The organism is Thiomonas sp. OC7, from assembly GCF_900634595.1.
Taxonomy (GTDB): domain Bacteria; phylum Pseudomonadota; class Gammaproteobacteria; order Burkholderiales; family Burkholderiaceae_C; genus Thiomonas; species Thiomonas arsenitoxydans.
Genome location: NZ_LR131953.1, coordinates 3,656,143 through 3,679,417, shown reverse-complemented (window position 1 = coordinate 3,679,417; position 23,275 = coordinate 3,656,143). Strand labels below are relative to the sequence as shown.

Below are 23,275 nucleotides of genomic sequence, written 5' to 3'. Positions count from 1 at the left end.
TCACAAACAAGGGTGGGTCAGATCGAGATGGAAATAGTGGGTCAGGTTTGCATGGAAATCAACAAGCAGGGATCTTCTGCGGGGCCACGGGCGCTGCGCCCGGAAGTCCCACGGGCCGCTTCTGGGAGGAAGCACTGGTGAGCGACAGCGGAAAGTCCAGCGTCTGCGCCATGCCGCGGATGGCGCGCTCAGCCGGGTCACCGGCGAGAATGGCTCCGGCCCCGTGTGGCAGGGGCCGTGCCAATGGCAGAGAGGCCCTGACGGTATTCCCATCGGCGGACAGCACGCCGGCCGGCGTGCGCAGATCAGTGCCGCCCACGCGGCTCCAGGTCCGATCGACGGTGGTCTGTCCACCCGGGGCCTGGAGGCAATCCCAGGCGGACAGCACCCAGCCATCCTGCGCCAACGGTGTCGCGTCGAATGCCCCGCCACAGGCCCGCAGAAAATCCGCGGCCGATGCCAGTTGCGTCCACGGCAGGATGGCTGCGGCCTTCGGCACACTGGCCGCCATGGCGGCCCGCAGAGCCTGCTGGCGCGCCAACGCTTCCTGCCGCTGCTGGGCCACGGCTTGCTCGTGACGATGCCAAAGCATGAGCCCTGCTGCGGAAACCAACAAAAGGGAGGCGCCACCGACGGCAGGGGCCAGCCAGGGTCTGGCCTCACTGTCCACGACGGGGAATGAGCGCTTGCTGCCCGAGATCAGGCTCAGCACCGCACTGGCGTCGCCGTCGACGTATTCCCATCCCCCGAAGGATGCATGCCGTGCCCGCGCCTCCTCGATGTCGTCGCGGTTGCCGATCACGTCGCCATCGGGCAGGATTTCCTGGTTATCGCGCACCGCGATGTACCAGTAGATCCCTTCACCCAGATCGAAGATGCCCAGCCACGGTTCAGGTTTGGCGTCCGCCACCAGGGCACCCAGCGATTGCATCGCCGCGGCCTTGCGCCCCAGTTCCAGGGAGGCAAAGCCGGTCTGGTGGCTGCCCATGCTGGTCCGGCGCCGGCACACCCAGCGGCCCCGCTCCTTGGCTGCGGCGCGCAGCGCATTGGCCGCAGGTGCACGGTCTTCATGCCGCCAGCGCATGCCGACGACCAGTTTGCGCTTGTCGCCCGGCAGTTGAATGACGCGGGCCGCGCTCACAGCAGTCTCGCGGAGATCACCACGGCCAGGATGCTGTCGCTGTTGGAGGCGTCCACGCCGCCACCCAGCAATGGCATTTCAGGCGACCCGACGCCGTTGTTCGTGACCGAGGCACCGCGCTGGCGGTAGCCGGTCAGCACCAGAGTCTGGCCGGACTTGAGCGACACCATCTGCTGGAACGTGGTCTGTGCGATGCTCGGCAGCTGCAGCGAGCTGCCGCCGCTCGTGATCGTCTGGATGCCCAGCAGATCACTCAGGGTCATGTTGACGTCGAGCAGGATCTTGCCGTCGACCACCTTGGGCAGGAATGTGGCGGTGAAACCCACCGTCACCGTACCCGATTGCAGGGCGGTCGACGATCCGCTGGTCGAGGTCAGCAGGCTGGTGCTTCCCGCCAGGTAATTGACCTGCTTGGCCGCCTGGATGGCCAGCATCTGGCCGTTGCTCGTGACGCCCGAGCGGGACACCACCTGCGACACGTCGCCCAGGGTGGAAAGCGCCTGCACCGCCAGGCTTGAGCCTGTCAGGGGGCCCGACAGGATGTTGGCACCGAACGCGAATGGTGTCTGGCCTCCGGTGACGGAAGGCACCGGCGCGCCGGCCACCGAAATTCCGGTGTGGCCGGAAGCGTTCTTGTAGGCCAGGTTCAGCCCCACGCCATAATTGTCCTCGCGGCCCGTCTGCACGTTGTAGACATGCACGTCGACGACGACCTGCTTCTGCATGTCGGCGGCGAGGCTCTTGACCCAGTCGGACACGCGCTCGAGTTGTGGCGGAGTCGCCGTCACCGTCAGGATGCCGAGCGACTTGTCGACGTTGACAACGGCGCCGGTGCCGGCGACCGTGGCAGCGGCCTTCTGCAGCCCGGCCCAGTCATCGACGGACAACGTGCCACTCATCGAGGTACTCCCGGAGCCACTGCTGGACGATGCGCCCGTCGCCGCGCTCGGGGCGCTCCCGGTTGACCCACCAGTCATGCCGCCTGCGGCCCCCGCCGTCGTTCCGCCGGTGGAGACACCCCCCGTCGAGGAGGCCGATTTGGGCAACTCCGGCAGGGTCCAGGTCCTGGTCTCCGTGTGGAAGATGTGCACGCCGTCCAGTCCGTAGCGCCACCACACGCCAAAGCGCGCGGCGATGACATCCAGGAAGCCATGGAGGCTGCCGGTGTAGGACAACCGCATGGGCCGGGCGACGGTCGCAGTGCGGTTGCCAGGATCTCCGGCTGCGCCGACTGTGGGCACACCAAGCGCGGAAGCCACCAGGGCCGCCTGTCCGCCCCCGGGCGATGGAAAGGCACCAGGCATGCCCACAGGCGCTCCCATGGGCCCGGGTGCCGTGGAGCCACCAGCCGGGGCCGCCAACGGCTGCACCGACGCGCCGGCCTTGGCGCCTGGCTGCGCGGACGCGTCCACCGTGACGGCGACACCGGTGTGTTGCACGATCCACGCCGCGAAGTCCTGCAGCGTCATCCCGGACACGTCGGCGCGCTCGAACGTGACGGATTGCGTCAACGCCGGTGGCGGCGCTTTCGTCGGTCGCACGACCGCGCCCATCAGCCAGGCGCCCTGATGGACGGCGACGACCGGGCGCGATGGCGGCGGATTGAGATTCGTCACCGCCGTGGTGCGGATGGCGGATGCCGTGGCGCGGGTCTGGCTGACCGAGGCGCAGCCGGACAGAAGCGTGCTGGCCACAGCGATGGCCAGCAGGAACATGGGAATAACGGTGCGTTTCATTGAGAGGGATCCTTCTGCAATGCAGCGCTCAGGCGCCGGACCATGCGAGTGCGGTATTGATCGGCCAGCAGGGGGGAGTGGCTGTGATACCAACCGAGGGCCGTCCAGAGGTCGCCCCCAGCCTGCTGGCGGTACAGCGCCAGGATTCCGGCTGCGACCGTGACATTGAGGCAGCCGTTGTTGGCGACCATGGCCGGAGTGATGTCGTGGGCGCGCAGCTTCCTGAGCCACAGCGTGTTGATCTGCGCCGGTCCGAGGTCGTAGCTGCCGTTGGCGTTGCGGCTCCACAGGCCGGGCCTTCCGCCCTCGTTCATGAGGATGCCTGCCAGCGCCCCGGGCGGCAGACCGAAGCGCTGCGCCGCCTGCACCGTGCACTGCACGGTGGGCGCCGTTGGCGGAACAAAAGGAGCCGCGACGGCCGGCATGTCAGACCCCCTGCCCTGCGGCATGCACCACCAGGGTCTTGTTCGCGGTGTAGACATCGGCACGGATGTCGGCGCCGTTGGCGGCCAGAGCCTGAATGACCTGCGTCGCCGCCACCCTGAAATCGCCCTGGAACTGCACGGTGTTGGGCACCAGCCAGTCCTGGGGAACATTCCAGACAACCTTCCAGCCCGAGGCACGGGCCCAGACGTCCAGACCGACACTGATGGCCTGATTCGCCTTGAGCGTCCATAGCGGGATCGGTTTGAACACGGGGATGCTTTTGACTGCCGCAGGCGCCGCGGCTAGCCCCATGGGGCGTTGCGGCGCAGCAGTTGGTTGGGCTGCAGCCGCTTTGGAGTCCGATTCCGTCACGGGCGCAATGCGCAGCGTCTTGCCATCCAGGCGAGCCTGCAGACCCATCCCGCGCAGCATCGACTGCAACGCGCCCCAGCGCGACCCCGGTGCCCAATGCGCAGGCGCGTTTAGATTGGCAGCCAGAACTTCCAGTTGCAGGCTCGGCGCAAGGGATGGCGGCATAAGCATCTGAATCGCATCGATCAGGTACACGTCCCGCGCCGCCATCGCGGGTGCGGGCATTGACCAACCCTCGCCGCCCGCCGCCTTGCTGCCGGAGGGTTGCATCGCGGGGCCCTGCGCGGGCTCCCGGGGTTCATGCGGGCTCAGTGTTGCCGGCGCCGCTGCGGCTGCCATCCCAGGCGAGCTCGCCTGCGCCGGCGCAGCGGGAAGTCCGACCGTGACGCGATGAATGCGCGGCAGGCGAAAGATCAGCAGCGCATGCGCGGGCGCGTTGAAGCGCACGCCCAGGCCAGCAGACTCGGCGGCCTGACGCAATTGCTGCTCCCAATCGCCCTGCTCTCCCCACGAGAGCCGCGTGTCCGTGGGAATGCTGTTGTCGACGTTGATCTCATACGGCTGCGGCACGATGAGTGCCAACGCCGTCAGCAGCCGCGCAGACTGGGGCTGTCCGGGCAGGACATCTGCCATGGCAGCCGGCAGACTGCAGACGATTGCGGTCGCCACCGCCAGTTTGAGCAAAGGTCGTTGCATGAAAGCGTCCTTGGTAAGGGGTCTCGTGACCCTTACTGGCTTTCGGTTGGGCGTTGCACGGGGTACGCGCAACACGGCAGCGAACCGGGGTATGGGGCCCATCACACTGAACGCCATCGAGGAATGCGCACCGAAGGTGGCGGCCGTGACCATGGCGGCCATCGTCCAGCAGGAAAGCGGCGGAAACCCGCTGGCCTTGCACGACAACACAACCGGACAGTCGTACCGGCCCGCAAGTCTGGCCGAGGCGGCGAGGCTCGCCCGCACGCTCATCCAGGCGGGGCACTCGGTTGATCTGGGTCTGGCTCAGATCAACAGTAGGAATCTCCCCGCGCTGGGCTTGGGTGCCGATCAGGTCTTCGACCCGTGCAGCAATCTGCGCGCGGCGCAAGTCATCCTGCTGGGCGCCTGGTCGCAATCAGGCGGGTCGCTGCGAGGTGCCTTGTCGGCTTACAACACCGGCACCACGAACATGTTTCATTAAACACCGCTTAACCCCATAAAGCCCCGTAATTCAATGAGTTGCGTGGCTTTTTTCTTGCCGAAAATCGGCATCAAGCGCCACCGTTTGTCGCCGTTTCCCATACCATTTGCACCAAATTTGCACCAGGTGCTGCACCAAGCGGAAGGGGAACGGGAATGGGAACGGTCGTCAAACGCGGCAAGACTTTTCGGGCGCAAGTCAGGCGCAATGGCGCGAGCCGGTCGGCAACCTTCGATACGAAGGCTGCGGCTTATGTATGGGTCGAACAAGTTGAGCGGGAAATCGGCGCTGGTGTTACCGGTGGCTCAGCCGCCCCCGCTGGGGCGACGTTTGCCAAACTGCTCGAACGCTATCGAGATGATGTCAGCGAATACAAGCGCGGCAAGCGCTGGGAGGTCACGCGCATCAATCTGACATTGCGAGATGCGATTGCCGAGGTTCCGCTGGTGCGCCTGGCGCAACCGGCTGTCGCCGCATGGAGAGACCGGCGATTGAAGCAAGTCAGCCCAGCATCGGTGCAGCGCGAGTGGAACCTGCTGTCGCACGCCTGCAGTCTGGCCGTCAAGGAGTGGCATTGGCTGGCCGAAAACCCGTTTACTGGGGTGCGGCGCCCTCCCCCAACCCCGCCAAGAGATCGCTTGGCAACCGAGGCGGAACTGGATCGCATCCTCTTTGCGCTCAGCTATCAGCCCGGACAGCGCCCATCCACGATTTCGGAGCGCATTGGAGCCGCTGCGGTGTTCGCTGTCGAGACGGGCATGCGTGTCGGCGAAATTGCCAAGTTGACCTGGGCCGACGTCGCTCCGACCGTCGTGACGGTCCGTTCAGGCAAGACTGCCGCAGCAACACGCCGTGTTCCGCTCTCACCCGTAGCGCAAACCGTGTTGTCTGGGCTCAAACCGGATCCGGTCGACCTCACGGCCAGAGTTTTTGATCTGAATACATCGCAGATTGATTCGCTGTGGCGCAAAGCGAAGAAGCTCGCCATGATCGAGGATCTGCATTTCCACGATCTGCGGCATACCGCTGTCACCCGGCTAGCCAAGAAACTCCCCATTCTCGATCTGGCGAGGATGATCGGGCACAAGGATCTTCGCATGCTGCAAATCTATTACAACGAAAGCGCCGAGACGATGGCGGATCGGCTCAAGGCGGACTGAAAGTGCCTGCGCCGACGAGCCAGCCCGTCATCGCGGGCATGCTCCTATTTTTCGTCGAACGATTGCATTCGACGAATAAACGGAACATACTCCAGCCATGCTCCCCGACACACACACTCAGCGCGTCCTCGTTCTGGCCAGCCAGAAGGGGATGCTGCGCGCCAGCGATCTGGACGCCATCGATGCGCCCCGGGTCGTCCTGACGCGCCTGACCGCCGCTGGCCTGCTGGAAAAGATTGGGCGTGGCCTGTACCGTCTGACGGACTCCAACGGGTCGGAATTTGAGAGTCTCGTGACCGTCGCCACCAAGGTGCCGCAAGCCGTGTTCTGCCTGCTCACCGCGCTGCAGTTCCACGAACTGACCACCCAACTGCCGCGCCAGGTCTGGATCGCCATGCCGCGCGGCAGCCATGCCCCACGGTTCGACCATCCGCCGATCAAGATGGTGCAGTTCACGGGCGACGCTTACACGGCAGGCGTCGAGGAAATTGAACGCGATGGCGTCAAGCTCCGGGTGTACGGTATTGCAAAGACCGTGGCGGACTGCTTCAAGCACCGCAACAAGATCGGCCTGGATGTGGCGCTGGAGGCCCTGAAGGACGCGCGGGCCCGCAACAAGGCATCGGTCGATGACATCTGGCGCTATGCCAAGATCTGCCGCGTAGCCAACGTGATGCGGCCCTATCTGGAGAGCGTCGCATGAGCCCGGCGCGTCCAACGAATCAGGCGAGTGTCGCCGCGTCCGTCCGTGCGCGCCTGCTCAACGTCGCCAAAGCGCAGGGCGTCGATTTCAATCAGGTGCTGGTGCGCTTCGCGCTGGAACGCATCCTCTACCGCCTGACTCAATCGCGGCACGCCGATCGCTTTCTGCTCAAAGGCGCGCTGCTCTTCACACTCTGGTACGACATGCCGCACCGGGCCACGCGCGACGCCGATCTGCTTGGTTTCGGCGCGAGCGATCTGGCTTCGGTCGCTGAGACTTTCCGCGACATCGCCGCCGTGGCTGCTGACGACGGCATCGTATTTGACCCAACCTCGGTCACGGTCGAGGAAATCCGTAAGGAGGCAGGCTACGGCGGCGTCCGGGTGATCATCGCTGGCGAGCTGGCCAAGGCGCGCTGCAAGACGCAGATCGATGTCGGCTTCGGCGATGTCGTCACGCCCGCTCCGGTGGATTCGGTCTATCCAGTGCTGTTGGACGATCTGCCCGCTCCCCGGCTGCGGGCCTACCCGACGTACACGGTCATTGCAGAAAAACTCCACGCTATCGCCCTGTTGGGCATGACCAACAGCCGCCTGAAGGACTACTTCGATCTGTCGGTTCTGCTGGAACGAGAAACCCTGGACATCGATTTGCTGGCCAAAGCGATCAAGGCCACCTTTGATCGGCGCGGCATGGCTGTGCCCGATGCGCTGCCGATTGGGCTGTCGGAGGAATTCGCACTCGATTCCTCGCGGGCGTCGCTGTGGCTGGCGTTCTTCAAGAAGAACGCGCTTACCCCCGAGCCCCTGCCTGTCATCGTGGATCGGTTGCGATCCGCCCTGGCACCTGCGTTGAACCGAGCCGCTCTTTGAACCCCGACTCGTAGAGCAGCAGCTTCGCGTCCATCGCTACGGTCGAATATATAGCCTACGCGCTGAGCCCAGCCCGGGCAGATCCCAAGCCTTCCGAGGGTGGCGAGCCGCATGACCTGCCCAGGTCGCCGACGCATCGGCTGACTCCCGACTCTGTGTCCCGCCCCCGCTGACGTCGGCTGGCGTCGACTTGCATCCGCGCCTTCCTGTGATGAGATGGTCTGCATCCTCGTCCCGGAGCGTCCACGATGCCCATCCAACCCTCAGCGCAACCCGCATCCTCGTCACCCCCATCGCGGCTGTGCCGCCGCCTGACCGCCCTGCGCGACATCCTGCTCGTGCTGTTCTGGACCGACTCGCCGGCTGGTCATCGCGTCCGCCTGGGGCTGCAACGCCGCTTTGCACACCGTGGCCAATCTCCGCAAGGCGCACGCCGCATGGCGGGCCTGCGTCTTGCCGCCGCCCTGGGCGTCACCACCTTGTTCGCCCCCTGGCTGATCCTGGCTGCGGCCCTGGGCAGTGCGACCCTGCTCTCCCATGCACCCGGGATGAGCCGGGCATTCCTGCTGCTGGCGTTCGCCCTGGTCGGGCTGTATGGCCGCGGCATCCTGCACCTCGGCCGTGACGAGGCCTGGCGCAAGTCGGTGTTCCGTGCCAGCGGCCATGATCTGCAGGCCCTGCCCCTGGCCTCCACCCTGAAGCGGCTGCGGCCCGAAGCCCTGGGGGGCGAGGTCCTGCGGCACTGGCGGTGCGCCCGGCGCTGGGCCTGGACGACGGTGGCGCTGCTGGCGGGTCTGGCCTGGGGACTGGCTCGGGGCGTGGGCTGGGTCCTGGCCCACCAGCCTGCGCACGGCTGTCGCGCCCTGCCCTGGCTGCTGGGCACGGCGCTGGGGCTGGCGATGTGGCTGCCCACCCGCTACGACCACCATGTGGGCCTGGCCTTGGGCCTGAGCCTGGATGCGACCGAAACAGCCGAAGCCGAAGCCGCCGCGGCCGTTCAAGCGCCCCCGGACGCCGCGCGCTGACTCGAGGCGCTCATCCATCACATCCATCCCCCTCCAATGCCACGCTGAACCATGCCACGCCATCAACGCCTGCTCGACGCCCTGAACGACACCCCCACGCGCTCGCCTGTGCCCGAGCCGCCAGTCCCCCTGGTGCGCCTGTGGCTGCTGCGCATCCTGCTGCCGCTGGGAGGGCTGCGCCAGCTCCTGCATGACGGCCAGGGCGTGTCCGGTCTGCTCGCCACGCTGCGCGTGCCCCACGCTCTGCGGGAGGGCGGCACGGACGCTGCCGCCTTGGTCGCGATCCGCCGCGTGCTCGAATCCGACTGGCAGGCGCTGGAGGCGCAGGCCGACGCGCTCGTGCTGCCGGTCGAGCTGGAGGAGAACCTGGCACGCCTGGCGGCCCTGGTGCAGCTCTCGGCCGTGGACTGCCGGCTGCTGGGCTGTGCCTGTCTGTTGCAGACGCTGCGGCTGTTCGAGGACGCCGCCGACACCCTGGGACCGTTGACCCCGGCGAAGGCCATCGGGGTGCTGGCGACGTTGCTGGACCTGCCCGAGGTCGCGGTGAAGCGGGCGCTGGCGCCGGCGGGGGTGCTGGCCCACAGTGGACTGCTGAGTCTGAGGCGGGCGGGCCAGGGCACGTTGTCCACCCGGCTGGAACTGTTCTCGGCGTCCTTTGCCGAGGCCATGCTGGCGCCGGACACCGAGCCGCTGGCGCTGCTGCGTGGGGCAGTCGCCTCCAGTGCTCCGGCGCGCCTCACCCTGGACGATTACCCGCATCTGGGGCTGAGCCGGACGCTGCTGCGCACCTATCTGGCGTCGGCCCTGGGTCACCACTCGGCGGGAGGCAGCAAGCGTGGCACCAATGTCCTGCTCTACGGCCCGCCGGGCACGGGCAAGACCGAACTGTGCCGCACGCTGGCCGCGGTCCTGGATTGTGAGTTGCTGGAGGTGAGCGCGGCGGACGAGGACGGCGATCCGATCGGCGGGGAGCAGCGGCTGCGGGCCTGGCGGGCGGCGCAGCGCTTCCTGGCGCGGCGTCGGGCGCTGATCCTGTTCGACGAGATCGAGGATGTGTTCACCAGCCAGACCGAGGGCGACGTCACGGGCCTGTTCGCTCTGCACAGTCCCAACCCGGGCAAGCACCGCAAGGGCTGGCTGCACCGGGCGCTGGAGACCAACCCGGTGCCCACCTTCTGGGTGACGAACGCCGTGGGGGAGATGGACGCCGCGCTGATCCGGCGTTTCGATCTGGTGCTGGAGCTTCCGGTGCCGCCACGACAGGTGCGCGACTCCATCGCCCGGGCCACTGTGGGGGCGCTGGTGGGGGCCGAGACCCTGGCGGCCCTGGCGGCCAGCGCGGTGCTGGCGCCAGCCGTGCTGACCCGGGCGGCGGATGTGGTGCGGCAGGTCGGCGCAGGGCTGGATCCCGCGCAACGCGATGCGGCTTTGCTCGCCCTGGTCAATCACACCCTGCGGGCCCAGGGCCACACTGCCGTCATGGCCTGCGATCCCCAGCGTTTGCCTTGCACCTACGATCCGCGGCTGGTCCATGCCGACGTGGATTTACAGGCCATTGCCCAGGGCATCGCCCACGCCTCCCACACCGGGGGCGTCAGGCTGTGTCTCTACGGCCTGCCCGGCACGGGCAAGTCAGCGTACGCGCGCTGGCTGGCGGAGCAACTGGGGCGACCGCTGCAGCTCTGGCGGGCGTCGGACCTGCTCGCCAAGTGGCTGGGGGCGAGTGAACGGCTGGTGGCGCGGGCCTTCCATGACGCGCAGGAGGACGGGGCGGTGCTGCTGATCGATGAGATCGATGGCCTGCTGCAGGATCGGCGCGGCGCGGCGCAGGCCTGGGAGGTGACGCTGGTGAACGAGTTGTTGACGCAGATGGAGGCCTTCCCCGGCGTGTTCATCGCCACGACGAATCGTCTGGAGGGGCTGGACCCGGCGGCGCTGCGGCGCTTTGATCTGAAGCTGCAGTTCCGGGCCTTGCGGCCGGAGCAGGCCTGGGCTTTGCTGGGCAGTCATTGCGCGGTCCTGGGACTTGGCGTGCCGGAAGAAGGGCTGCGGCAAGACCTTCGGGCGCTGGCGTCGCTGACGCCGGGGGACTTCGCCACGGTGGCGCGGCGGCATCGCTTACAGCCCCTGCGCAGCGCGCAGGACTTCGTCATCGCGCTGCGAACGGAATGCGGCTTCAAACCGGGTGGGGTGGGAGCTGGAACCATGGGGTTTGTGTGAGGCGGGCTGTTAGGGAGGCTTCGGCCCGGGTTGCCAGCCGGGCTAAACCTCCTTCCACAAGACGCTGATCGGCAGGGCATGCAGGCCGGGCCCGAAGGGCAGAACAGCCTCGCCGTCATACAGCACCACGCCAGCAATCAAACGTGCGCCAGCGGCGTCCTGGAGTTTGCGCAAACCCTTGAAGTCGGCTGCCGTCACGGTCGATGCGGCCTTGACCTCGATACCGACGAGCTTCTGTCCTTGCTCGACGACGATGTCGACTTCGACGCCGTCCTTGTCGCGGAAGTGAAAGAAGGCGCTGCGCTCCCCGGCCCAACTCGCCTGGCGGCGCAACTCCTGGTAAACGAAGGTTTCGAGCAATTGTCCGAACAGTCGACGATCATCCCACAAGCCCTGGGCGTCGACACCGAGCAGGGCACAAGCCAGACCCGTGTCGCCCAGGTGCAGTTTGGGGGTCTTGACCAGGCGGCTCAGCCGGTTGCTGTGCCAGGGTGGAAGCTCTTCCAACAGGAAGATGCGCTGCAGCAAGGACACATACTCGCGGATGGTGGGGCGGCTGAGCTGGAACGGCGCGGCGAGGTCGGTGACGTTGAGCAGACGCGCCGTTTGTCCCGCAGCCATGGCCATCAGACGGGGCAAGGCGTCCAGGGCGGCGATGCGTGCCAGGTCGCGCACATCGCGTTGCACCAGGGTCTCGACATAGTCGCGGTACCAGGCGGTGCGACGCCGTGAGGTGCCACGCGCAAGCGCAGCGGGGAAACCTCCGGCGGCCACCCGTTCGGCCAACCTCTTGCCCAGCCTGGCGTGGGGTTGGATATGGGGTCGGGTGGGGGATCGGACGTGCGCCCGGGGTGGGAAGCTGGCGCTGAACAAGGCGGCCAGCAAGTCCGTCGGCACCGCCGCCAACTCGGCCTGCGCCAGCGGATGCAGGCGCAGGATCTCCATGCGCCCGGCGAGCGAATCGGCCAGCTTGGGCAACAGCAGGACATTCGCCGAGCCGGTCAGGATGAACCGCCCGGGGCGGCGATCGTGGTCAATGGCGGCCTTGAGGGTGGTGAACAGCAGGGGCACGCGCTGCACTTCGTCGAGGATGACCTTGTCGGGCAAATCCGCCACGAAACCGACCGGATCGGTTTGGGCCGCAGCACGCTGCACGTCATCGTCAAAGCTGATGTAGGCATAGCCGTGCTGCGCACCGACGGCACGCGCCAGCGTGGTCTTGCCGCACTGCCGCGGCCCATGGATGAGGGCAACAGGCGTATCGCGCAAGGCCTCGATCAAGCGGGGCTGGACAAAACGGGGATGATATTCGGAGGCTTGCATGTCGGCTGATTGTAGATTGATCAGCGTCCAATTGAAAATTAATTGACCGACTATCCGAAACGATTTCAGGCGAATCGAGTTGCCCGATGCGGTAATGTGGCAACCCGGCGGGCAGGATCCATGCTGAACCATGTTCGTCGACTTGCGCACACCGCAAACGCGGGTACGATTCAAGCCTCTTCCCGTCCATCTTCACGTTTTAAAGGCCCTTCTCACCCGCGCAGATCCTGAATCGACCGCTCCCTGCGGTCCCGAGCTTGGAACCACGCACACCCTTCGTGCGTCCGCAATGTCCAACGCCTTCAGGAGATTCCCATGCGCGAAGAACGCCTCTATCCTCTACTCGTCCAGCTCGTCGCCCAGGGCGCGACGCTCGAAGAGTCCCATCACGCCGGCCACCGCTACACCTTGATCGCCGAGCACCAGCGTCTGCCCATCAGTGCGACACTCGGCGTCAAGCTCGAACGCGAGGGGCGCATCCGCGCTCTATGCCGCCTCAGCGGCAAGACGCTCTGGGTGGCGAGCGTCTGAAGTCTGTCGGTTATCGAGTAGTGGGCAAGCCCGTCTTGCCGACTTGCGAAGCCACGTTCGTGCGGGATGATGGTTCTGGAGATGTCCCGGTGGGCATCCGAGGAGAAAGCAATGGAAGCAATGGAGATTTTGGTGGCAAATGGCAAATGGCAAATGGCAAATGGCAAATGGCAAATGGCAAATGGCAGATGGCAGATGGCAGGAGCCGCGGACGACGACAACGACCGCATGAACGCATCCCAGCCCTGCAGCACCAGAGCATCCAACTTGCCGTTCGAACCTGAAGGAGAAGGATGATGTCGTTCATGACGGGGGTGTATGTCACTGCCGCGGTGGCCATACTCTGCACCTTGGGGAGCGTGCTGTTCGTGCTGCGCCTGGCGGAGCAGGCGCAGCAGGAGAACCAGCGCCGCAACCAGCACCGCGGGATTGGGATTCCGCCGGAAATCCTCAAGGCTCTCGGGGTCGAAGCCGGGGATACCTTGGCCTGGGAGGTCGGCAAGGACGGGACGGTGCGCGTGCGCCGGGCTGAACGCGCGGTGAAGCCGGTGGAGTGTCCGTGATGCGCCAGCAGGTGGATGTGCTGGAGGTGAAGACGCTGGACGTGAAGGCGCCGATCCTCGCGCGAACCCTCGGATCCAAGCCCCAGGTTGTTCAACGCGACGGTGGAGATGGCCGACAAGCGTGGGCTGTTGTCGGGCGAGCACTTCAGCGTGCCCATCGCTCCCATGCGCGTTGCTCGCCGATTGCGCTCACGATCTCGTCGATAAACACACACACCCCTTGTTCGAGAGGTGGCGGCGGCTGAGGTACACAGCGAATAAATTGAGTTCGAGGGTTTGGTAGTCCATCAGAACGGGCACAAGCGTCCCTTGCGCGAGTTCGGAGGCGACGATGAACGTTGGTTGCATGATGACGCCTGCGCCATCGACTGCAAGTTCGCGCAGCAGCTCGCCATTGGTGGCATGCACGCTGGGACTGACCTTGATCCGGGCGACCTTGCCCTGCACGTCGATGAAAGGCCATTCATCACCCGCCCATAAATAGCTGAAGCTCAGGGTTGCATGGTCGGCAAGATCGGCGGGGACAGATGGCGTGCCTTGGCGCTTCAGGTAGGCTGGCGACGCACAGCTTGCCGTCGATGGCTTGGCGGTTGCGCGCTTCGAGCGAGTCGAGGATGACCACCCAGGCGGTGATGCCGACGTTCTCCAGGTGAGCGTAGACGCTCTTCCAGTAGATGCCGGTGCTCTCCATGACGATGAGCTCAACCTGCAGCTCGGCCATCTGTTCGTGCTGCGCCACTTGAGCGACAGCATCGACGCGCTGCAGCGCCAACTGGCCGACATCGACGCCTACCTGATGCGCGCCATGCAGCCCTACGCCTGGGCTCACAGCCTGCTGCAGACCATCCCCGGCATTGACGAGACCGCCGCCGCGCTGATCCTCATCGAGATCGACGACGACATGGCCCGCTTCGGCGCGCCTGAGCGCCTGGCCTGCTGGGCCGCGCTGAGCCCCGGCAACCACGAGAGCGCAGGCAAGCGCAAGTCCGGCCGCACCCGGCACGGCAACAACGCCATTCGCTACATCCTGTGCGAGTGCGCCAACGCTGCGCGCATGACCAAGAGCACCCTGCCCTGGCGGTGCCCGGTGCTATTCCAGTGCTACCGGCCATCATCGTGACGCAAACGATGGTCGAGCTATTGACCCGGCATTGAAGCATTGAACTCAAGCCGCATACCGAACCGGAGCATGCTGGAAGTAGCTCTTGATCCGCTCGGGCTGCCGCTGGACGCTGCTGAGGTGTCTGGCAGTGGCCTTGACGAGTTGCAGCTTGGTCCGCGCCGGAGCCAGTTTCGTGACCGCCTGCTTGAGGTCGGCGTTGGCCATCTCGTTGGGGTTGAGCTCGGGGCTGTAACTGGGCAGGTAGAAGACCTCGATCTGGTGCTTGTGCTCGACCAGCCAGTCCTTCACGGGCTTGCTGTGATGCACTCGCAGGTTGTCCAGGATCAGGTAGATCTTGCGGCCCGCGTCCTTGACGAGCCGGCGCAGGAAGTCGATCAGAATGTCCGAGTTCAGAGCCCCGTCGAAGGCCTTCCACCGCATCTGGCCCTTGTTGGTGACGGTGGAGATGACCGACAGGCCGTGGCGCTTGTTGTTCACCCGGATCACCGGCGTCTGGCCTTGGGGTGCGTAGCTGCGGCCGCGCACGTCGTCGCTGCGCAGGCCGGTCTCGTCGCCCCAGTGGATCTCGGCGCCCTCGACCTTGGCGCACGCGGCGATGACCGGGTATTCCTCGTCGAGCCACTTCTTGACCGCCGCCGGCGACTGCTCGTAGGCCTTCTTCATGGGCTTCTGCGGCGTGAAGCCCCAGCGCTCGAGATACAGACCCATCGTGCGCACGGCCAGCTTGATGCCGTAGCGGTCCCGGATGAGCTCGGCGACGGCCTGGCGCGTCCACAGCGCGTAGACCATCTTCAACTGGTCGGGCGTGCGGTCGCGGATCAGTCGCTGAACCTCGCGCTCCTGCTCGGCGTTGAGGGTGCGGCCGCTGCCCACCGGTCTGCCGCCGCGGTCGACGTCGACCGCCTTCCAACCGCCGGCCTCAAAGGCCTTCACCGCCGCGATCACCGTCGTGCGCGACATCTCGCATTGCGCCGCCGTGTCCTTCAGACTCGCGCCGTCCAGCCGCATCTTCACCGCACGTCGGCGGCGCTCGTTGAGCGCATCCACCGGCAGCGTTCGGGAGTCGATCTTTTCCATGCTCGATCTGACTCTACGACTTGCAATAAGTTCAAATGTTTAGTGCCGGATCAATAGCCGCGTCTGCCAACGCATGGGCTTGGGCGACACGCGCTTGACGCAGCTCTGTGCTCTGCCAAGGGATTCCCAGCGCGAGGCCATAGGACCAAGGCGAGAGGCCTGCCGGTGCCAAGCTGTGGTGTTGCTCGAAAAGGTGAAGGGATGGGTTGGGCAACTGCGCTGCTGTTTCCGTTCCAGCGCGAGCCCGTTGCCATTGCGCGCGAGCGACCTTGAATTGGGGGTTGTCGTACAGAGCCAGCAGAGTCAGGCTGCTCAGATCCCAAGAAGGCAGTGGCCATGGCGTCACGGTTTGGCCATGGGCTGCCAGGAAAGCCCGCAACCCCGCTGCATTCACGTCTCGTGCTTGAAGTGCGGCGGCATCCTGCGCTGGGATGAGAGGCTGGGGTTGGTAACTCGCACAGCCGCCGAGCAGCAGAGCGAACAGCAATGCGCCACCCCAACCCCTTCGAAACTGGGCACAGGACGACGCTTTGGTTCTTCGAAGCTGGTCGCCAGCTGTGGCACGCATGGAGGAGGGCATGGGGTTGATGGGATCCGTTCGCCATGCATGCTATGCGCGTATATGGACAATTAAGCATATTAGAAAGTAAAAAAGTTATACGATGCCGTAGCCCAACGTACAGCGACCCGCTGTTCGCATGTCTAACCGCGTTTGAAGTCGAGCTGCATCCGCAGTGAGCAACTGCGCATCCAGGTCATGGGCTTGGGCGGTTTGCAGCACCGCCTTGATCAGGGCGGCATGCTCGGGGGCGAGGCGGTAGTAGATCCAGGTTCCATCACGCCGTTCCACCACCCATCCTCCCTTGCGCAATCCAGCGAGGTGGCGTGAGACTGTGTACTGTGGAGTTTGCACCGCATCCACGAGCTCACACACGCAACATTCATCCAGCGTCAACAAGTGGAGAATCCGGTAGCGCGTTGGATCGGCGAAGAGTTTGAAGAAATTGGCCGCTTTAGACATATGCGCATAGAAGCACATAGAAGCCGTCATGTCAAAGGCCAGGCCATCCGCGCGTTTCCATGTGAGTCCAGCGCAGCATGGCCTTTGTCCGTTCGGACGAGAAACGTTGGGCCGAAAGGTTGACGGGGTGATTCTTCCTTCGTGCAACCCACATCTGCTAAACATCCTTCTGACTGTCCATGCGGGTCGGTCAGGCCCCGCTGGAGTGCCGAACCTTGGTGGTCGCTCAGCGATCAGTTGCAGTCACTTTGCCGACTGCGCGAACCCGCATCACGGCAGCCCAGATCCGGTCATCGCATTGCCGATAACCGGGTCAGCCTAGCTCCCGGCCGCCTCGGCAGCGATCGCATGCAGGGCCTTGCTCATGATCAGAATGGGCTTGGCCGAAGGATTGATGTCGTAGCGCCGCGCGAACACCGCAGGGTTGGTATAGCCCAACCAAACGCGATGTTTGGCATCCTCCCAGACCAGTATTTTCAAAGGTAGCCCAAGCCCTGCCTGTTGGTTCATCTGCATCAGCTTTGTGCCCAAGGCCGGATTGCCGAAGATCACCAGCTTGGTGGGCCGAAGTTCCAGCCCCGCCTTGTGCGCGGAGCCGCTGTGATCCACCACGGCAACGATTTGCAAATGACGTTGCTGGATCGCATGCTCCAAGTGTTGCAACGTCTCTGCAGCCGTGTGCGTGCTGCGCACCTCAATTACTTGTGGGGCTTGTGCCCAGGCGCCCTGGGCCAGGACAAATACGGCAGCAAGGGCCAGCAGGAATTTGGACATCTCAATCTCCTTGTCGTTCGGGTTCAAACCACGGGTTGTGCGGATTAGCGCGCCAGCACCCAGCGATTGCTGGCGATGCCTGGCAGACGCTTGAGCACTTGGCCAGTGCGAAGGTCGACCACCACGGACTCGTGACGGTTTTCGATGGTCGTGATGGCCTTGGTTCCATGGGGCAGCACCGCAAGACCGCTGAGCTTGTTGGGCCCTTCCTTGCCGACGGCAACCTTGACCTCACCCAGATAGCGCGGCCCGATGGTAGAGAACCGCAAAATGTGACCAGAAAAGCCGGCTGCATACACGATGTCTTGACGAGGGCTCACCGCCAATTGCATGAATCCTGCTGTTGCGGCAGGAATTTTGTTGTAGGCGAAATTGGGGTCAACCTCGCTAGTCCTCATGTTGACGATCTGGTTGGTCACGGGATTGAAGGCAGTCATTACGCCACTCTGAATGTCTGCCGAGAACAACAATCCGTGCGCCCAGACCAGATCCCCGGAATGACCGATGGGGATCCGCCGCAGGATTTGACCGGTGGAGGGATCGATATCGGTGATGGCCGTATCCATATTGCCACCCACATACAAGTGGCTGGCGTCCGCGTTGAACGCCAACGCATTGCCACCAACCGGGATCTCGTAGCGCAACACATCATCGCGGGTTGCGTACGCCGCCAATGCCTTGCCGGAGAGCACGAACACCAGGCGGTGGTCAGGCGACACCACCGCCACGCGCCCACCCGGGATGCTCTTGAACTGCCCGACCGGTTTGTCTGTACGAAGGTCGATCACATCGGTGGTCCCGGCAAGACTCGGGATGAAGACTTGGTGGTCCTGCGCATTCACACCGACAAAAAAGCTATTCCCCTTGGGTGTTCCAGCCTGGCCAAAATTCAGCACATGCGCAGCATTGCCGGGCCAGCGCACCACCGCCATTTTGCCCGGGCCTCCCCCCATGGGTGGGGCCTGGAAGGCTCCGACCAAGAACGCGGATGCGCCCGCCGGGGAGGCATATGCAGGAGCGGCTGGTGCCGCCACAGCCATCAGCGCGAGCAGGGCAAGGCTGGACAGACGCAAGCGGGGTTTCATCGGGCAAAGTTCCTTGGGGTTGGGAGGACGGGGGGAACGACGGCTGCATGGACTCAAGTTACCTCGAGCAAGCGCAAATCAATCGACGCGGGGGAATATCGGTGGCATCCTCCCCAGTGGATGGGTTGGAACAGGCTAAAGTTCCTGACACCGCGATAGGCATGAAAAAGGGCGGTTTCAATAGTGAAGTGCAACACCCGTTGGTTATTGAATTGAGGAGGGAGCTTCGTGGGTATTGGCCAGCATTTGCGCGAAGACCTCCAACGGGGAATGGAATGCATGGGTGGCCCTTGGTCTGCCATTGAGGCTGTCGGCAATGGTGTCCAGGTCAGCCTGGGAGTACACCGACAGGTCGGTGCCCTTGGGCAGATACTGGCGCAGCAATCCGTTGGTGTTCTCGCAGGTGCCGCGCTGCCAGGGGCTGTGGGGGTCACAGAAGTACACGCGCACGCCGGTGTTGGCGGTGAGCTCGGCATGGCGGGTCATCTCTCGACCCTGGTCGTACGTCATGCTCTGGCGCAGTGGCGCAGCAATCGACCGCAGCTTGGCCGTCAAGCCAGCCAGGGCCGAGGCGGCCGTGGCATCGGGCATCTGGACGAGCAACAGCAGACGGCTGGAACGCTCGACCAGCACGCCCACGGCGGATTTGTTGCCAGCCCCCTTGATGAGGTCGCCCTCCCAGTGTCCCGGCATCAAGCGGTCTTCAATCTCGGGCGGGCGCACATGGATGCTGACCATCTCGGGAATCTGGCCGCGGCGGTCGGTGCCACGCGAGCGCGGCATGCGCTTGCTGTGGCCGTGGCGCAGACAGGCCATCAACTGCCGTCGCAACTCCCCGCGGGCATGGGCATAGATGGCGGTGTAGATGGTCTCATGCGAGACCTGCAGCTCGGGGCGCTCGGGATACACCCGCAGCAGTGTGCCAGCAATCTGCTGGGGCGAATACTTCCAGTCCAGCAAGGCAGTGACCACGCCCCAGAGGATGCCGTCCCGGTGCAGCTTGGGAGACGGGCGTGCGGCATCCCGGCGCGTCGCACAGCGCTGCTGCGCCGTTGCGGCCGCATAGGGCCTCGTGTCCTCGCCATTGCGGCCAAGCTCCCGACTGATGGTCGAGGGCGCACGCCCCAGTGTTCGGGCCATGGCCCGAACACTGCACCCCTGCTGCATCAAACTGGCCATCGTCATGCGCTCTTCCGGTTGAAGCTGTCGGTACGTCGTCGTCCTTTGCATCGCAACACCTTACAGGCTTGGGGTGTTGATCGCGGTAGAGATGCCCGTTACCGGCCACCCCCCGCACAGATCCGTACGGGCCCGATTCGGGCATACGGCTCCTACCTCGGGTGCTTGACGGCAAAGCGCTGTTGAGGCCATGGATGAAGGATTCTTGGGATTGGGAGCCAGTCTTCTGCGATTCGCGTCATGCGCTCCCACGTCAGGTTTTGCCTTTGACTGCGGCGCCGCAGCGTTCGCAGCCAGAGATTCAAGACGTGGTGTCGAAACGCCCCGAGTGCCCGGAAATTCGTGGGCACTGCGTGGTAGGCGAAATAGCCGTTGAGCACCGACGCGAGCCACCGCCCCTGGGAAGGGATCGGTGCATGCATGCGCTCACGCAACGTCGCCTTGATCTCCCTGAGCCTCGCTCGCATCCGATCGCCCCGGGTCTTTCGGTGGAGCAAGAATGCGCCACGTCGGGACCGACCGCAGATGAAGACGAAACCCAGGAACATGAACGTCTCAGGTTTGCCCAGACCGCGCCGCGAGCGGCGCTCAGCCGCGTAGCGGCCAAACTCCAGCAGGCGCGTCTTCTCCCCGTGCGGTTCGAGCCCAAACTGCTCGAACCGCGTTCGCATCGCGTCCCAGAAGCGCCGTGCATCGGCTTCGTGCTGAAAGCCGACAACGATGTCGTCGGCATAGCGCACGACAATCATGTTGCCCGTTGCCTCCCGCCCTCGCCACTGCTTGGCCCACAGGTCGAAGACATCGTGCAGGTACACGTTCGCAAGCAGCGGTGAGATCACGGCCCCCTGCGGCGTGCCTTCGGCACTGACGCTCCACTCCCCGTCGTCCAGGACGCCCGCCTTGAGCCACTTGCGCACAAGGCGGATGACGCGCTCGTCGCCGATCCGGTGGCCGAGGAAACGGAGCAGCCATTCCTGGCTGACCGAATCGAAGAAGCTCCGAATATCCGCGTCGAGAATCCAGTTCACCGGGGTGCCGCTGATCGCCACCGACAGTGCATCAAGCGCATCGTGCTGACCCCGCCCAGGCCGAAACCCGTACGAGAACCCAAGGAAGTCTTCCTCGTAGATGGCATTGAGCACCGCAACGAGCGCACGCTGGACGATCTTGTCTTCCAGCGCGGCGATACCCAGCGGTCGCTGCTTGTCGGTGCCAGACTTGGGTATGAACCGTCGCCTGACGGGCAGCGCCCGATACCCTCCGCTATGAACCCGTGCATGCAGGTCGAGGAGGTTGACCTCCAGACCCGCCTCGTAGTCCTGCCATGTCAGACCATCAACCCCGGGAGCGGCACGGCGCTTGAGCGCCAGGAACGATTCCCTCAGCAGGTCAACACTGACGTGGTGCAGCAGCGCGGTGAACTTCTCCTTCTTCCGCTGCCTTGCAGCTTTCCGTACACAGTCCAGCTCCTGTGACACGCTATCGCGGCTCTGTGTCCGTCGCGTGTGCGGCTGTTCCGTGTTCCCCTTGGTCCCGGTCCTTCGCTCCACCCACTCCGCAACCGGCGGACCGGCCTTGTTCGCGGGCTTCACAGCTACTACGACCGAGTCTGACTTCTCGGGTCCGTTCATCATTGGCTTCGGCTCCTCGCCTTCCCAATGCGGGCCAGCCCGTACAGCGGCTGGTCAGACCCGAGATCTCCCGGTTCCCGTGCCAGGAGCGTGCGTACATGCCAGGTTCTACGACCACGCCGGGTCCAGCGGGCGCTTGCGTTGACGCACCCGTCGATGTTGCCTTCCACAGAAGTGACGGTGTCGGCACCCGGAATAGAAATCCTATCGCGGCTCAATGGCTGGCCTGTACGTCCCCCTGCCGACGCTTCGCCGACATCCTCACGGATGCCTGCGCACGGCTCGGGGTCGATGCGGTTCGCTATTCCTTCATCGCAGTGGACTTGCACCACCTACTCCTTGCCGGTCTCCCGGCGCACCACTTCAGATTTGAGGCCGCCATGTATCCGCGTGCTACCGCCGCTTGGGGTGATGGCGCCGTGATCACGTCACCCCGCGCAACACGACAGTTGCGTCACATCCTTGGTGAAGGTCTGGGCGGTCAGCTTCAGGCCTTCCACCATGGTCAGGTAGGGGAACAACTGATCGGCCAGTTCCTGCACCGTCATGCGGTTGCGAATGGCGAGTGTTGCCGTCTGGATGAGTTCGCCGGCCTCGGCGGCCACCGCCTGCACGCCGAGCAGGCGTCCGGAGCCGGCATCAGCGACCAGCTTGATGAAGCCGCGCGTGTCGAAGTTGGCCAGCGCCCTGGGCACGTTCTCCAGGCTCAGCGTGCGGCTGGCGGTCTCGATGTTTTGGCGCTGCGCCTCGGCCTCGGTCAGGCCCACCGTGGCCACCTGCGGATCGGTGAACACCACGGCCGGCATGGCCGAGAGGTCGAGTGTCGCATCGCCTCCGGTCATGTTGATGGCCGCACGCGTGCCCCCGGCTGCGGCCACATAGACGAACTGGGGTTGATCGGTACAGTCCCCGGCGGCATAGATGTGGGGCACGTTGGTGCGCAGATGGTCGTCCACCGCAATGGCGCCGCGCGCGTCGCACTCCACCCCGGCGGCCTGCAGATTGAGCGCCGCCGTGTTGGGCGCGCGGCCCGTCGCCACCAGCAGGCGCTCGGCCCGAATCTCGCCACGGTTCGTGGTCAGCGCGAAGCTGCCGCCGGCATGAGCCACCGCGCTGGCCTGGGTGTGGGTCAGGACGGTGATGCCCTCCTCGCGGAACGCGGCGGCAACGGCTTCGCCGATGGCCGGATCTTCCTGCGAGAACAGCGTGTGGCGCGCCAGGACGGTGACCTGGCTGCCCAGGCGGGCGAAGGCCTGGGCCAGTTCCAGCGCCACGACGGAAGAGCCGATGACCGCCAGGCGCGGCGGAATCGTGTCGCTTTCCAGCGCCTCAGTCGAAGTCCAGTACGGCGTGGCCTTCAAGCCCGCAATGGATGGAATGGACGGACTGGCGCCGGTGGCGATCAGGCAGCGGTCGAAACCGACCATGCGCTCGCTGCCGTCGTGCAGCGTCACGACCAGCGTCCGAGCGTCTTTGAACCGTGCCTTGCCGCGCAGGGTGGTGATGGCCGGCTGGCCTTCGAGAATGCTTTCATACTTGGCGTGGCGTAGCTCGTCCACACGCGCTTGCTGCTGCGCGAGCAGCTTGTCGCGCAGGATGGCCGGGGCGGCGGGCTCGATGCCGGCGTCGAACGGACTGTGGCGGCGCAGATGGGCGATGTGCGCGGCACGGATCATGATCTTGGACGGCACGCAGCCGACGTTGACGCAGGTGCCGCCGATCACGCCGCGCTCGATCAGCGTGACCTGGGCGCCGCTGCCGGCCGCCTTGATCGCTGCGGCCATGGCCGCCCCGCCGCTGCCGATGACGGCGATGCGCAGGCCGCCCTCGCCACGCCGGGCAGGGCCGGCGGCGTCGCCGGGCTGGCCGCTCGATCTCTCGGGCGAGCGGGTCGCCTGTTTCGCCGAGTAGCCGGCCTTGGCCACGGCCGCAGCCATCGCGTCAAACGAGACGCCGGCATCGGCGACGACCTCGGCCGTCCCCTGCGGGTACGAGACCTGCGCGCACTTCACGCCGGGCAATTGTTCCAAGACGTCCTTGACATGCATGGCACAGGTGTCGCAGGTCATACCGCTGATGCTCAGGGTTTGCATGGGTTTGTCCTTGGGGTGGATGGTTTCGGTTCGGGGAAGA

24 protein-coding genes are annotated in these 23,275 nt (G+C 65.1%); 10 read left to right on the top strand and 14 right to left on the bottom strand.

Annotated elements, in window-relative coordinates; all coding sequences use genetic code 11:
- Window positions 1-58: 58 nt before the first annotated feature.
- Genes pilO2 through BIO17B3_RS17780 form a run of 4 tightly spaced genes read right to left on the bottom strand, consistent with a single transcriptional unit; the run spans window position 59 to window position 4,371 of the window.
- On the bottom strand, window positions 59-1,141 hold the full coding sequence (gene pilO2 / locus BIO17B3_RS17795) for a type 4b pilus protein PilO2 (RefSeq protein WP_156054974.1): 1,083 nt from the start codon (window positions 1,139-1,141) through the stop codon (window positions 59-61).
- A complete protein-coding gene (locus tag BIO17B3_RS17790) occupies window positions 1,138-2,877 on the bottom strand; it encodes a pilus assembly protein PilN (RefSeq protein ID WP_156054973.1) in 1,740 nt (579 codons plus the stop codon). Before BIO17B3_RS17790 ends, pilO2 begins: the two co-directional genes overlap by 4 nt.
- Complete coding sequence (locus BIO17B3_RS17785; RefSeq protein ID WP_156054972.1) at window positions 2,874-3,302, bottom strand: lytic transglycosylase domain-containing protein; 429 nt, start codon at window positions 3,300-3,302, stop codon at window positions 2,874-2,876. Before BIO17B3_RS17785 ends, BIO17B3_RS17790 begins: the two co-directional genes overlap by 4 nt.
- A 1-nt stretch (window position 3,303) precedes the next feature.
- Complete coding sequence (locus BIO17B3_RS17780; RefSeq protein WP_197737912.1) at window positions 3,304-4,371, bottom strand: toxin co-regulated pilus biosynthesis Q family protein; 1,068 nt, start codon at window positions 4,369-4,371, stop codon at window positions 3,304-3,306.
- Window positions 4,372-4,462: 91 nt separating this feature from the next.
- On the opposite strand from BIO17B3_RS17780, the gene BIO17B3_RS17775 reads away from it, so the two are divergent.
- The 6 genes from BIO17B3_RS17775 to BIO17B3_RS17750 all read left to right on the top strand — a co-directional run bounded on the left by BIO17B3_RS17775 (window position 4,463) and on the right by BIO17B3_RS17750 (window position 10,835).
- Window positions 4,463-4,855 (top strand): lytic transglycosylase domain-containing protein, encoded by a 393-nt coding sequence (locus tag BIO17B3_RS17775; protein WP_156054971.1) that lies wholly within the window; start codon window positions 4,463-4,465, stop codon window positions 4,853-4,855.
- Window positions 4,856-5,010: 155 nt separating this feature from the next.
- Window positions 5,011-6,015, top strand: a complete 1,005-nt coding sequence (locus BIO17B3_RS17770) for a site-specific integrase (protein WP_013106925.1) — start codon at window positions 5,011-5,013, stop codon at window positions 6,013-6,015.
- Between the two features lie 97 nt (window positions 6,016-6,112).
- Window positions 6,113-6,718, top strand: a complete 606-nt coding sequence (locus BIO17B3_RS17765) for a type IV toxin-antitoxin system AbiEi family antitoxin domain-containing protein (protein ID WP_013106926.1) — start codon at window positions 6,113-6,115, stop codon at window positions 6,716-6,718.
- Window positions 6,715-7,590, top strand: a complete 876-nt coding sequence (locus BIO17B3_RS17760) for a nucleotidyl transferase AbiEii/AbiGii toxin family protein (protein ID WP_013106927.1) — start codon at window positions 6,715-6,717, stop codon at window positions 7,588-7,590. The genes BIO17B3_RS17765 and BIO17B3_RS17760 overlap by 4 nt, the downstream gene beginning before the upstream one ends.
- Before the next feature lie 248 nt (window positions 7,591-7,838).
- A complete protein-coding gene (locus BIO17B3_RS17755) occupies window positions 7,839-8,615 on the top strand; it encodes a hypothetical protein (RefSeq protein WP_094161316.1) in 777 nt (258 codons plus the stop codon).
- Between the two features lie 51 nt (window positions 8,616-8,666).
- On the top strand, window positions 8,667-10,835 hold the full coding sequence (locus BIO17B3_RS17750; RefSeq protein ID WP_156054970.1) for an ATP-binding protein: 2,169 nt from the start codon (window positions 8,667-8,669) through the stop codon (window positions 10,833-10,835).
- Window positions 10,836-10,877: 42 nt separating this feature from the next.
- Here BIO17B3_RS17750 and BIO17B3_RS17745 read toward each other — a convergent pair whose 3' ends face one another.
- Complete coding sequence (locus tag BIO17B3_RS17745) at window positions 10,878-12,158, bottom strand: ATP-binding protein (protein WP_156054969.1); 1,281 nt, start codon at window positions 12,156-12,158, stop codon at window positions 10,878-10,880.
- 315 nt (window positions 12,159-12,473) lie between these two features.
- Between BIO17B3_RS17745 and BIO17B3_RS17740 the strand changes: the two genes are divergently transcribed.
- From BIO17B3_RS17740 to BIO17B3_RS17730, 3 genes are all read left to right on the top strand, one after another.
- Complete coding sequence (locus tag BIO17B3_RS17740) at window positions 12,474-12,689, top strand: hypothetical protein (RefSeq protein WP_156054968.1); 216 nt, start codon at window positions 12,474-12,476, stop codon at window positions 12,687-12,689.
- A gap of 111 nt (window positions 12,690-12,800) precedes the next feature.
- The gene (locus BIO17B3_RS17735) at window positions 12,801-12,986 is read left to right on the top strand and encodes a hypothetical protein (protein ID WP_156054967.1); all 186 of its coding nucleotides are present in this window, start codon (window positions 12,801-12,803) and stop codon (window positions 12,984-12,986) included.
- On the top strand, window positions 12,986-13,252 hold the full coding sequence (locus BIO17B3_RS17730) for an AbrB/MazE/SpoVT family DNA-binding domain-containing protein (RefSeq protein WP_013106931.1): 267 nt from the start codon (window positions 12,986-12,988) through the stop codon (window positions 13,250-13,252). Before BIO17B3_RS17735 ends, BIO17B3_RS17730 begins: the two co-directional genes overlap by 1 nt.
- A 189-nt stretch (window positions 13,253-13,441) precedes the next feature.
- Here BIO17B3_RS17730 and BIO17B3_RS17725 read toward each other — a convergent pair whose 3' ends face one another.
- Both BIO17B3_RS17725 and BIO17B3_RS19300 read right to left on the bottom strand, forming a co-directional pair.
- Window positions 13,442-13,801, bottom strand: a complete 360-nt coding sequence (locus tag BIO17B3_RS17725) for a LysR substrate-binding domain-containing protein (protein WP_231836537.1) — start codon at window positions 13,799-13,801, stop codon at window positions 13,442-13,444.
- Window positions 13,719-13,991, bottom strand: coding sequence for a hypothetical protein (locus tag BIO17B3_RS19300; protein ID WP_050985956.1), 273 nt, complete (start codon window positions 13,989-13,991; stop codon window positions 13,719-13,721). The genes BIO17B3_RS17725 and BIO17B3_RS19300 overlap by 83 nt, the downstream gene beginning before the upstream one ends.
- Between BIO17B3_RS19300 and BIO17B3_RS17720 the strand changes: the two genes are divergently transcribed.
- Window positions 13,992-14,372 carry a transposase gene (locus BIO17B3_RS17720; protein WP_079668510.1) on the top strand — a complete coding sequence of 127 codons (381 nt, stop codon included), beginning with the start codon at window positions 13,992-13,994 and terminating at the stop codon, window positions 14,370-14,372.
- 45 nt (window positions 14,373-14,417) lie between these two features.
- Here the strand turns inward: BIO17B3_RS17720 and BIO17B3_RS17715 are convergent, their stop codons facing one another.
- From BIO17B3_RS17715 to merA, 7 genes are all read right to left on the bottom strand, one after another.
- The gene (locus BIO17B3_RS17715; RefSeq protein ID WP_094159374.1) at window positions 14,418-15,452 is read right to left on the bottom strand and encodes an IS630 family transposase; all 1,035 of its coding nucleotides are present in this window, start codon (window positions 15,450-15,452) and stop codon (window positions 14,418-14,420) included.
- 655 nt (window positions 15,453-16,107) lie between these two features.
- On the bottom strand, window positions 16,108-16,503 hold the full coding sequence (locus BIO17B3_RS17710) for a metalloregulator ArsR/SmtB family transcription factor (protein WP_172978988.1): 396 nt from the start codon (window positions 16,501-16,503) through the stop codon (window positions 16,108-16,110).
- A 288-nt stretch (window positions 16,504-16,791) separates the two neighbouring features.
- Window positions 16,792-17,247, bottom strand: a complete 456-nt coding sequence (locus BIO17B3_RS17705; RefSeq protein ID WP_141202420.1) for a DUF302 domain-containing protein — start codon at window positions 17,245-17,247, stop codon at window positions 16,792-16,794.
- A 44-nt stretch (window positions 17,248-17,291) separates the two neighbouring features.
- On the bottom strand, window positions 17,292-18,332 hold the full coding sequence (locus BIO17B3_RS17700) for a hypothetical protein (RefSeq protein WP_094161310.1): 1,041 nt from the start codon (window positions 18,330-18,332) through the stop codon (window positions 17,292-17,294).
- 204 nt (window positions 18,333-18,536) lie between these two features.
- Window positions 18,537-19,562, bottom strand: a complete 1,026-nt coding sequence (locus BIO17B3_RS17695) for an IS30 family transposase (RefSeq protein WP_094161309.1) — start codon at window positions 19,560-19,562, stop codon at window positions 18,537-18,539.
- A 101-nt stretch (window positions 19,563-19,663) separates the two neighbouring features.
- Window positions 19,664-21,142: a group II intron reverse transcriptase/maturase gene (gene ltrA / locus BIO17B3_RS17690; RefSeq protein WP_041609308.1), complete on the bottom strand. Its 1,479-nt coding sequence runs from the start codon at window positions 21,140-21,142 to the stop codon at window positions 19,664-19,666.
- Between the two features lie 428 nt (window positions 21,143-21,570).
- A complete protein-coding gene (gene merA, locus BIO17B3_RS17685) occupies window positions 21,571-23,235 on the bottom strand; it encodes a mercury(II) reductase (protein ID WP_156054966.1) in 1,665 nt (554 codons plus the stop codon).
- Window positions 23,236-23,275: the final 40 nt, after the last annotated feature.